The 9,718-nt window shown below is 44.9% G+C and carries 11 protein-coding genes; 5 read left to right on the top strand and 6 right to left on the bottom strand.

The genetic code is table 11. From position 1 onward, the window contains the following. Window position 1 precedes the first annotated feature (1 nt). Window positions 2–709: a hypothetical protein gene (locus tag QT992_RS08210; protein WP_333316140.1), complete on the top strand. Its 708-nt coding sequence runs from the start codon at window positions 2–4 to the stop codon at window positions 707–709. Between the two features lie 262 nt (window positions 710–971). On the opposite strand, the gene QT992_RS08205 is transcribed toward QT992_RS08210, so the two are convergent. Both QT992_RS08205 and QT992_RS08200 read right to left on the bottom strand, forming a co-directional pair. Further along, on the bottom strand, window positions 972–1,805 hold the full coding sequence (locus tag QT992_RS08205; protein ID WP_333338680.1) for a class I SAM-dependent methyltransferase: 834 nt from the start codon (window positions 1,803–1,805) through the stop codon (window positions 972–974). Window positions 1,806–2,079: 274 nt separating this feature from the next. Further along, window positions 2,080–3,645: an ABC transporter permease subunit gene (locus QT992_RS08200; protein WP_333316137.1), complete on the bottom strand. Its 1,566-nt coding sequence runs from the start codon at window positions 3,643–3,645 to the stop codon at window positions 2,080–2,082. A 251-nt stretch (window positions 3,646–3,896) separates the two neighbouring features. Here QT992_RS08200 and QT992_RS08195 point away from each other — a divergent pair, with 251 nt between their 5' ends. Next, entirely contained in the window at window positions 3,897–4,469 is a 573-nt protein-coding gene (locus QT992_RS08195) for a Uma2 family endonuclease (RefSeq protein ID WP_333338693.1), read from the top strand. A 42-nt stretch (window positions 4,470–4,511) separates the two neighbouring features. On the opposite strand, the gene QT992_RS08190 is transcribed toward QT992_RS08195, so the two are convergent. From QT992_RS08190 to QT992_RS08175, 4 genes are all read right to left on the bottom strand, one after another. Further along, window positions 4,512–4,847 carry a XisI protein gene (locus tag QT992_RS08190; protein WP_333316135.1) on the bottom strand — a complete coding sequence of 112 codons (336 nt, stop codon included), beginning with the start codon at window positions 4,845–4,847 and terminating at the stop codon, window positions 4,512–4,514. Beyond that, window positions 4,835–5,248 carry an element excision factor XisH family protein gene (locus tag QT992_RS08185; RefSeq protein WP_333316133.1) on the bottom strand — a complete coding sequence of 138 codons (414 nt, stop codon included), beginning with the start codon at window positions 5,246–5,248 and terminating at the stop codon, window positions 4,835–4,837. The genes QT992_RS08190 and QT992_RS08185 overlap by 13 nt, the downstream gene beginning before the upstream one ends. Window positions 5,249–5,266: 18 nt before the next feature. After that, window positions 5,267–6,343, bottom strand: a complete 1,077-nt coding sequence (locus QT992_RS08180; protein WP_333316131.1) for a branched-chain amino acid ABC transporter permease — start codon at window positions 6,341–6,343, stop codon at window positions 5,267–5,269. Between the two features lie 357 nt (window positions 6,344–6,700). After that, window positions 6,701–8,062 (bottom strand): branched-chain amino acid ABC transporter substrate-binding protein, encoded by a 1,362-nt coding sequence (locus tag QT992_RS08175; RefSeq protein WP_333338685.1) that lies wholly within the window; start codon window positions 8,060–8,062, stop codon window positions 6,701–6,703. 324 nt (window positions 8,063–8,386) lie between these two features. On the opposite strand from QT992_RS08175, the gene QT992_RS08170 reads away from it, so the two are divergent. From QT992_RS08170 to QT992_RS08160, 3 genes are read left to right on the top strand one after another with little or no spacing between them, the layout of a single operon-like run. After that, window positions 8,387–8,683 (top strand): DUF1778 domain-containing protein, encoded by a 297-nt coding sequence (locus tag QT992_RS08170; protein WP_333316126.1) that lies wholly within the window; start codon window positions 8,387–8,389, stop codon window positions 8,681–8,683. Then, entirely contained in the window at window positions 8,674–9,186 is a 513-nt protein-coding gene (locus QT992_RS08165) for a GNAT family N-acetyltransferase (RefSeq protein WP_333338689.1), read from the top strand. The genes QT992_RS08170 and QT992_RS08165 overlap by 10 nt, the downstream gene beginning before the upstream one ends. Window positions 9,187–9,225: 39 nt before the next feature. Continuing rightward, on the top strand, window positions 9,226–9,609 hold the full coding sequence (locus QT992_RS08160; RefSeq protein ID WP_333338691.1) for a nucleotidyltransferase family protein: 384 nt from the start codon (window positions 9,226–9,228) through the stop codon (window positions 9,607–9,609). Window positions 9,610–9,718 lie beyond the last annotated feature (109 nt).

Genomic DNA, 9,718 nt, shown 5'->3' with positions numbered 1-9,718 from the left:
TATGCTTCTAGAAAAATCCTATCAATTGAGTGAGTTGTCTCAAAAGACAATTAATCTTCGGAAGTATGCAGAGAATTATGAAGGGTTTCACTCTCGACAAAAACAGATCGAGCAAGCTGTCACTGGAACTCTACTTTTTGTGCAATCTTTAAGAGCTTTTCGCGAAAGAGGAATTGCCAATTTTGATTTAACTCAAAAGGCTGAGATTTTGCTGACATTTATTGCTAATGTTGAGGCAGAATTTAAAAAAAATCCTGAGTGGATTATAGACAATGAAAATTTCAACAGAAATAATTTTGACTCTCGGGTAAAGGACTTACAAAAAGCTCTGAGAGAGCAATTGAGTCAAGCTTGGGGGCTGTACCGAACTGAAAAGATGCCGAACACGAATAAGGAATTCCTGAATGTGCTGGATCGAGTTTCGGCATTTAAGCCAACTGTCCAACGAATTAGAAATTTAGATGTGCAAATTCGCAAGTCTAACTCAATTCCCCAAAGCAGGGAGGATTTTGATAAAGTCGATCGGCTAATTGAGGAATTAAAGCAGTGCTGGGATAGCTTAAATGCTGATGAGGTTCCTGAAGCAGTGCTTCGTTTTCTGAGAGTGGCTGCTAATGAGGGTGCTACCCTGGGACTTTTAACGCCAGAGGTAAAAGATTGGTTGGCTAAACAGGGTCTTATTGATTCTTTACGAATTCGCTTGACCTAATAAATGGTTTGCGATTGTCCAAGAAATCACTGACGCACCCTCCTGCATTTTCTAGGGTACCGACAAAGTGCGATCGTCTGTACTCTGCGGTGCGTCAGCAGCAAATTGTGTGAGTTGACTCAAATCTCTTGAGTGACCAAGAATTTCAAAGGTGGTACCCGCCACGTGATTTATCCGTGGAATCAATCCAAAATCGAAAATCGAAAATCTTCAAGCCCCCGCATTTATCCGTGGGGTCAATCTAAAATCTAAAATCTAAAATCTAAAATCGATTGACGCACCCTACTACATTTTCTAACGTACAGACAAAATAGAACTTAAAAAGATTAGATTCTAGCGAACGGCCAGGGCGATATTGTGCGTGTAAATCGGCAGTCGAAAAGTTTTCAATAACTTTGAGATTGAGTTCGTCAGCCAAAGCTGCAATCTTTTCAAACCCAGTAATCCACGGTGCATACATACTTTCGTATTTATCTATGTAATCATTGATATCTTGGTAGCCCGTCGTTCTGAAAATCACCTTTTCCGACATATAATCAAAGGACACTCGAAAATTAGGAACATTGTCGCGAATTTGTTCTAACACAACTATTACATCTTTTTTGTCAACCAAAGTAGTGTTGCCTTCCCACAAAAAATAGGTCGGTCGAGCGAAATCAAATTCACTCTGTTTCAGCAAGGAGATTAAACCGTCTTTTATGTAATCGCCGGGGATGTAGCGAACATTAGCAGTAACTTTGTTAGCTTTGAGAGTTTCTTCTTTTAATTGAAGAGTCGCGCGATCGTCTATTTCAAAATAAGTGACTTTTTCGCCATTAATTCTAGCAGCGCGAGTATCCAAGCCCGAACCTAAAATAACTACTTGCTTGCAACCTCCTAAAATTTGATTGGACAAAACATCATCAAAATATTTAGTCCGCAACTTAACCATTTCTTTAGCCGCGGGAGAGCTTTGAGCTATGTGGCTAGCTATTTTTTTTGTTTCCTCATTCAGCCATATTTTTACTACACGATCAGTATACAGAGGAATTGCCTCTTCATTCTCTTCTGCTCTAAATTCCGCAACGATAAAAGCAGTACCAGTTACATTTTTCATGGCTAATCTTTCACCCTTACTAAGTAGTTGGTGACAAATAAACATTAGATGGGGAGGGGGTTTTTACACCCCTAAACTTCCTTGTATCTGAGATGTTGCACCATTCTAAATAAGGTTTTTATGAACAGGCTTTTCGGCCTGTTCCACAAAGAGTGAATTTTATTGTGGAACAGGCCGAAAAGCCTGTTCTTGAGAATGGTGCAAAATGTGAGTTGCATCCTAGATTCTTAGCTAAACCCGCCTACAAAATACTATGGTTTTTGCCCTTACCTACTTATTGACTTCTCGCATCGGCTAAAGACTCATTGCTCGCTTCAGCATCCGAATGCAGTTCAGCTTGGTGGATCTTATCAGGAATCAGCCCTTCCGGGCGCACGAGCATCATGACAACAAGAGTTAGGCCGAATAGAAATAAGCGCATTTGAATCGGGTCTAAACTGGTGGCCAGAAAGTCTCGCAACTGGGGAATTGCAATCCTGGGGAGTACAAAAGTATTCAGAAAACCCTTGAGGACTTGCGCTAATTGTGGCAGATAAAGCCGATCGGCAGACATGATAATGATAGCGCCCAAAATCACCCCGGTCATGTTGCCCAAACCGCCTAAAATCACCATACACAGGATGATTACCGACACCGAGAAATCGAAAACGCTGGGAAAAATTGCGCTGATATATGCGGCGTAAAATGCGCCTGCAAAGCCCGAAAACGTCGCTCCCATCGCAAAAGCCGAAAGTTTGGTTTTGACCAGGTTAATCCCCATCGCACTAGCCGCTAATTCATCTTCGCGCATGGCATTCCACGCCCTCCCCAAGCGGGAATCTCGCAGCCGCGAAATCATGAAGTAAGCGAAGACAACTAGCAGCAAAATTAGGTAGTACCAGGGAAAGTAGTTGCCGGTGCTGAAAGTACCGACGATGGGGAGAGATGGACGCCCGATCGGGTTTATTCCCGCTTCGCCGCCGGTGAGGTTAAAAGGTCGATCGCACCCAACCAGACACAGCACCAACTCAGGTTTACCCAAAACCGCCGCAACAATCTTCGAGACTGGTTCGTCGATGCGAATCGCCGTTAAATTCCTAAAGACAACCGGGATAATTTCGCCAAAACCGAGGGTAACAATCGCCAAATAATCGCCCTTGAGCCGCAGTGTGGGAATACCCAGGATTACGCCCGCGATCGCAGCTACACCTGCCGCGATCGGCAGTACCACCCAAAAGTTCCAAGCAATATTTAACTGTCCAGAAGATAGCAAAGCCGTCGTGTAAGCGCCGATCGCAAAAAACGCCGCATATCCCAAATCCAACAAACCCGCAAAACCCACAGTAATATTCAAACCCAGCGCCAACATAATAAAGATTTGAATCTGTACTACAGTAGCAATCCAGCCGGTTTGAGCCTGAATGTCGATAAACGGAAACAGAATTAGAATAAAAGCTAATGTCACCAGAGTTGCCAGTCGCTGGCGTTCCCCCTGCAAACCCTGCAAAGCACCCATTAACGTAGCTGTCAAAATTGCGATCGTCAAACTGCAAATCCCGTACAGCAGCGTCGTCGGCAAAGCAACAGCAGGTTGACCCGACAAAGGTCTAATCAAAACCCCTTCTACCACACTCGCAACTAACAGCCAAACTCCCAATCCCAAACCCGCTAAACTGCCGATAGTCGCACCCATTTTGGGGCTGTAAACCTTCTGATCCCGACAGCTCATAAAGCCCGCAGCCGTACCCATCAGCCAGCCGATCACAGTGCCGCTCCAACCGCCGAATAACAAAACAGTCAAAGAGGCGATCGCCCCTAAAATACCAGTCGATTTGATCGCATTAATTATTTTTTTTGACATAGGAAGAATGAAGGCACGACACGGATTTTGACACGGATACACGGATTAATTATCAGGCGTGAGGTATTCGTCAGAAGGAAGAAGGAAGAAAAAAATCATATTCTTCTCGCATCGAGTGTTGGTTTTAGAAACTGGCGATCGGGCTAGCTACAGTTTAGAGTCTTTTGAGTTCGATTATTGCACCAAAAGTGACGAAACTTCAAATATACTGGAACTGTTACCGCAACACACTTCAAACGGGCGATCGCTATATGGTACAAGCACCTCAAAAAACTATCACCCTCGACGAGTTTTTGCAACTCCCAGAAACCAAACCCGCTAGCGAATACATCAAAGGTGCGATCGTCCAAAAACCTATGCCCCAAGGAAAACACAGCAAACTACAAGCCAGACTCGTAACAGTCACCAACGACATCGCAGAGAAACCGCAAATTGCCCTAGCCCTACCAGAACTTCGCTGCACGTTTGGCGGACGTTCTATTGTCCCCGATGTCGCGATTTTTGTTTGGAATCGCATTCCCCTAGACGCTGACGGCGAAATTGCCAATACATTTAATGCTCACCCAGACTGGACAATAGAAATATTGTCCCCAGCCCAAAGCCAAACCAAAGTCACAAACAATATTTTGCACTGTTTGAATGCCGGCTGTCAGATGGGTTGGTTGCTCGATCCGGATGAAAAAAACATTTTAGCCTATCCCGCAAGGCAGCAGCCTATTTCCTTGCAAGAACCAACAGATATACTTCCGATGCCCAATTTTATGCCGGAAATGCAGTTGACTTTAGGCGAAGTTTTTGGCTGGTTGAAACCAGGGAATATTTAATTTGATAGCGCAGGTTAACTCGATATTTTGCAAGGGGATTTTTCAGGCGATCGCAAATCCGGTATGTTTGCGGACTTCCGGCGAATGAAATGCCAAAACAATGCAATTTTCAGGAACCCCACCCTCCAGTAATTCATCGGTAATCCCGTCTTCAATACCGTCATAATGAATCCAGAGTTTGCCGTTGCGAATTTCAACGTGAACGAGGCAGTAGTGAAGTCGCTTTTGGCCCTCCCAGCCTTCACTCATCAATAAAAAATCATTTCGGTCTTCGCTGACAATGACTTTGTTATTAATCTCGGCGTATCTGTACGGTAGGCTGGCATAGTACGACAGAATTTTATAAATTAAGTCGCGGTATTTGTCTAGTTTATCCATCTGGTAATAACCTCCTGAATAGTATCGACAACGACAATTTTGATTACTCCGTCTGCAAGTACAACTTGTACGATATCTTCCTTAAAGAAGCTGGTATAAATCTCTTCAGTAATTGCTAGATAGAGGGTGCGATCGGGTTCTTTTTTAGATAGTATTTTTAAATACAAAATGTATTGCCCTATCGCATTTTCCCAATCTTTTACTAGAGATTTGCCGACAAAACTTTTGATTTCAACTGCAATTCTTTGTCCCTCGCGTTCGGCTGCTAACAGCTTTTTAGCTCCCAAATCCACAAACACACCGCGCGAACCAAATTGTAGAGTCAGAGGATCGTCTGTAATTATCCACCCGTCCTTTTCTAAGGCAGCCCTTACATTATAATGATAAATGTCTTTTGCCATTTTTTCAACCCAGCACCTTCAAACCTTCTCCTGAACATTCTCGCCCAACAAACCCCCTGGCCGAAAAGCCAAAATCACCACCAAAACCCCAAACACCCAAGCATTAGTCCAGCGGCTCGACAAATACTGATCGCTCAAAGACGACAGCAACCCAATCAAAACCCCTCCTAACATCGCCCCGACAATATTGCCAATCCCCCCCAAAACCGCCGCAGTAAAAGCCCTCAAACCTGCCGTAAACCCCATCGTAAAAACAATAGTATTGTTGTACAGACCAACCAGAATCCCAGCCGAACCCGCCAAAGCTCCCCCAATCAAAAAAGTCAGAGCAATAATCTGATCGACATTAATTCCCATAATTTTAGCAGCATCGCGGCTTTGAGCAGTTGCCCGCATCGCCTTTCCCAGACGAGTGTATTGTACAAACACATGAAGCAAAACCATCAATACCACCGCCACCACCAACACAATTAAATCTTTCGTAGTAAATACAATACTCGTTTGAATTCCCAAAGCTTTGAAAATATCAACTCGCGGCAACAAATCGGGAAAACTTTTCGGCGCAGCAGAATTAGAACCCATCACCGGAATAAAAGCTTTCAATCCTCCCCAAAACAGCCCCATATTTTGGAAAATAAAAGAAACTCCAATCGCTGAAATTAAAGGAGCTAAACGAGGAGCATTTCGCAAAGGTCGATAAGCGTACTTTTCCACAACAATATTGAGTCCAGCACAAAACACCGAACATACAATTAAAGCAACTAACATCACCGGTATAGCAATAGCCAAAGGTGCGCCATCTTGCATCCCAAAAGCCCCGAACACGGTTAGGGAAGCAAAAGCACCCAACATATACAAATCGCCGTGAGCAAAATTGATTAACTCAATAATGCCATAAACCATAGTGTAACCCAAAGCAATAATTGCAATCAGCGCGCCGTTGACCAGACCAACTAATAATTGTTGGATAAAAACTTCAGGATTGCTGACTATTTCTCCAACGATTTTTGGCAAATCAAATCCTGCGATCGGGCCTAACAACAAAACTATATAAGCTACACCTAGATATAAGAGAATACTTTTCCAGTTCTTCATGTTTTTGAGTAATTGGGAATTGGGAATTGGGAATTGGGAATTGGGAATTGGGAATTGGGAATTGGGAATTGGGAATCGGGCATCGGACATTGGAGGGAGAAGGAAAAAGGCATAATCTTTTATTATCCCTTCTTCCTTCTTCCTTCTTCCCGATATCCGTTACATATGACATCTTGCAGCAATATCAATAAGAGGATTTTTCGTGGGGTCGGGCGGGTTTATAGAACCTATTTGCAAGCTTTAAGGCTGTTGGCGAACCCGCCCCTACGGCTAATTGAGAATGGTGCAAGATCTCAGTTACATCCGTTACATCCGTTATAAAATCCGTTGCCGAACTTCCCTCTTCCTTCTAATTAATTATTCCGTCTTGAGCGCATTCACGAACTCCCACTTGCCACCTTTAACAACATTTCCTGACATTGTAGTCAAGCTCGTGTCGCCGTTGGTGTCAAAACTCCAAGTGCCGAGTACCCCGTTAAAGTCTTTAGTTGCCAAGACAGCTTCGCGGATAGCAGCGCGGTCATTTTTGCAAACTTTATTAATTGCGCCGATCGCAACTTTAGCAGCTTCATAGGCATAAGCTGCATAAGCTTCCGGTTCAGCATTATATTTTGCCTTGTAACTTTCGTACCACTTCGCGCCCGCACCAGTCAATTCTTGAGGAGGCAAGCCGCCAAAAGTAGCGTAAATTCCTTCGGCATCTTTGCCAGCCGCGTCAATTAAAGCTTGCTCTTTAATGCCATCGGGCCCCATGAACTTAACTGCATCAGCCGCCATCCCAACATTTCTCATGTCTTTAATTATTTGTCCGGCGTTGCTCTGAGTAGTGCCACCGAAGTAAATCATGTCGGGATTTAAAGCTTTGATCTTATTCATTAACGCCTTATAGTCGCTAGCTTTAATATCAATTCCCTCTCTTCCGAGGACTTGAATTCCCAACTTTTTAGAAGTTGCTTCAAAAACATCAGCGATGCCTTTGCCGTAGAGTTCTTGGTCGTCGAGAATGTAGACTTTTTGCACGCCCAAAGATTTCGCCCAGTTGCCAGCTACAGCCCCTTGAAGGTCGTCAGCGGGGACAACGCGGGTGAAATTGCGAGTGCCAGCGGGATAATAAACGTTGGGTTCTTTGGCTTCGCCTTTTCCTGGTTTAGTCAGTCCCGGATAAGTGTTGGCCGGACTGATCATGACGATGTTAGCTTGGTTGAGCACGGGAATGGAAAGTTTGGCGGCACCGGAGTTATAGTGACCGATGACGGCAACTACCGAAGCGTCAGCCACGGCTTTGTTGGAGTTCGAGGTTACTTGGGCCGGGTCCCATTTGCCGGCGGCGGCGGTAGCGTCATCGAAAACTTCGTATTGGATTTGGATTTTGCCGTCGCAAGCTTTCGAGTTGGTTTCGGCGAGGGCTTGTTGGATGCCGTTGACCATTGTTTGAGCTTGACCCAAGGCGCTGCCTGTCATGGGCAGCATGGAGACAATTTTGACAGTATTTGGGTCTCCGGGGCTGCTGACTGCGACGGGAGTGGCTGCGGGGCTGGTTCCGGGGCTGCCTCCGGGAGTTGTGGCGGTGGGTGCTTGAGGATTTTGACAGCTAGCGCACAGAGAGGCTATTCCGGCGGCAAAAAGTAATTTCCGCAATCCTCCGACGGCGAGATTCTGTGTTGAGTTGATTTTTGGGGATGTGGCACTTTTGCCCCCTGAGTTCTTGGAAAAGTTCATAGGTTGGTTTGTTTGTTGCTTGCGTCTTAGCATATTTTCACTGTGTAAGTCTGTAAGTCAAGAGTTAACACAAGTTTAAAAAATTTGTGTCAACTATCAAAAACAGGCCTAGAAAGGCAACATCAGGACTTAGGCCGCTCCTGTCTCAGGGGCGGCGGAGGCTGCCCGTACAATGCGTGAGTTCACGATTCCCTCGCGGTTAACTAGATCCGCGATCGCAGATTTCAGTAGATGTGTTGACATTGTGTATACAAAAAATCACAATATAAATATGCTAGGGCTACTAGCTCTAATTACTACTGTATCTAGCCACAGGTAACTGTTATGCACCCGCCAGCATCTGAAGAATCAGTCAGCCAGACCCGCGATGTCACAATCAACATTCGGGCTAAGCCGAATCAACGCGCTGTAATCGATCGCGCGGCCCAATTACAGGGAAAGAGCCGATCGGAGTTTATGCTTGAATCAGCTTACCAAAAAGCTCAAGATGTTCTTCTAGACCGCTGTTTTTTTGGGTTAGATGAACTTAAATTTAAGCAATTTTTGGCGCTGCTGGATGCACCGCCGACGCCAAATCAGAAGCTAAACGCATTACTAAAAACAAAATCTCCGTGGGATTAGATCGAGATTTAGACAAACTCTGCCCGCCTGAAAAACTGAACTCGTTACATCAAATTGAGACCTTTGATTCAGGCAACATTCAGTTAGATGAATGGCTCAAGCGCCGCGCTCTGAAAAATGAGTCAGAGGGCGCTTCACGGACTTATGTTTTGTGCGATCGCCAAGCAGTTATTGCGTACTATTGTCTTGCAAAGGGAGCAATAGCACAAACTACTGCAACGACTGAACTCCGGCGCAATATGCCCGATCCGATTCCTGTTATGGTGATTGGACGGCTTGCCTGCGATCGCAACTGGCAAGGCCTCGGCATCGGACGCGCTTTGCTGCGGGATGCAATTCTTCGCACTTTGCAAGCTGCTGAGATTGCAGGGATACGGGCAATTCTCGTACACGCTATCTCCGAAGATGCGAAGCAGTTTTATCAGAAGTGCGGGTTTACTGTTTCGCCGATCGATCCGATGACACTCATGGTGAAAGTTAGCGATGCCATTGCTTCACTTTAGCTCAGAGATTATTTGCTCTCGTTGGAGGTTGACTCGCGGATGATTGAGTTGCAATCAGATTTAGAATATGTAGTGAGCGATCGATTAAAAGTCTCTCTAGATGCGATCGCGCAATTTTGCCAGCGTTGGAACATTGTCGAGTTTGCCCTGTTTGGCTCGGTGCTGCGGGATGATTTTCGCCCTGATAGCGATGTGGATGTATTAGTTACTTACGAGCCATCCCACCGCCTCACGCTGTCTCATTTATTGAGTATGCAGGAAGAAATAGAGGATTTATTTCACCGTTCTGTAGATTTGGTGGAAAAAAAGCAGTTAAAAAATCCCTATCTGCGATCGAACATTTTGAAAACCTATCGAGTGATTTATGCAAGCGGGATATCATGCCCGGTCAAATTCCTCCGCTTAGGATCGCGAATTAAATAACTTACAATTTTAACCCACATTCCGCACCCCCAACTGGCACATACGCGGATTGAGGGGTAAAAGTGAATTATCCGAGATCGAGCGTGAGTAAAATACCCAAAATATCTAT

Source organism: Microcoleus sp. T3_D1, from assembly GCF_036700405.1.
Classification (GTDB): domain Bacteria; phylum Cyanobacteriota; class Cyanobacteriia; order Cyanobacteriales; family Microcoleaceae; genus Microcoleus.
The sequence above is the reverse complement of the archived record's forward strand: the minus strand, read 5'-3'. Positions and strand labels throughout refer to the sequence as shown.

Excerpts from the sequence above, each read along its gene's own strand:
- QT992_RS08210 (WP_333316140.1), top strand. The coding sequence starts at position 2 with ATGCTTCTAGAAAAATCCTATCAATTGAGTGAGTTGTCTCAAAAGACA.
- QT992_RS08205 (WP_333338680.1), bottom strand. The coding sequence starts at position 1,805 with ATGAAAAATGTAACTGGTACTGCTTTTATCGTTGCGGAATTTAGAGCA.
- QT992_RS08200 (WP_333316137.1), bottom strand. The coding sequence starts at position 3,645 with ATGTCAAAAAAAATAATTAATGCGATCAAATCGACTGGTATTTTAGGG.
- QT992_RS08195 (WP_333338693.1), top strand. The coding sequence starts at position 3,897 with ATGGTACAAGCACCTCAAAAAACTATCACCCTCGACGAGTTTTTGCAA.
- QT992_RS08190 (WP_333316135.1), bottom strand. The coding sequence starts at position 4,847 with ATGGATAAACTAGACAAATACCGCGACTTAATTTATAAAATTCTGTCG.
- QT992_RS08185 (WP_333316133.1), bottom strand. The coding sequence starts at position 5,248 with ATGGCAAAAGACATTTATCATTATAATGTAAGGGCTGCCTTAGAAAAG.
- QT992_RS08180 (WP_333316131.1), bottom strand. The coding sequence starts at position 6,343 with ATGAAGAACTGGAAAAGTATTCTCTTATATCTAGGTGTAGCTTATATA.
- QT992_RS08175 (WP_333338685.1), bottom strand. The coding sequence starts at position 8,062 with ATGAACTTTTCCAAGAACTCAGGGGGCAAAAGTGCCACATCCCCAAAA.
- QT992_RS08170 (WP_333316126.1), top strand. The coding sequence starts at position 8,387 with ATGCACCCGCCAGCATCTGAAGAATCAGTCAGCCAGACCCGCGATGTC.
- QT992_RS08160 (WP_333338691.1), top strand. The coding sequence starts at position 9,226 with ATGATTGAGTTGCAATCAGATTTAGAATATGTAGTGAGCGATCGATTA.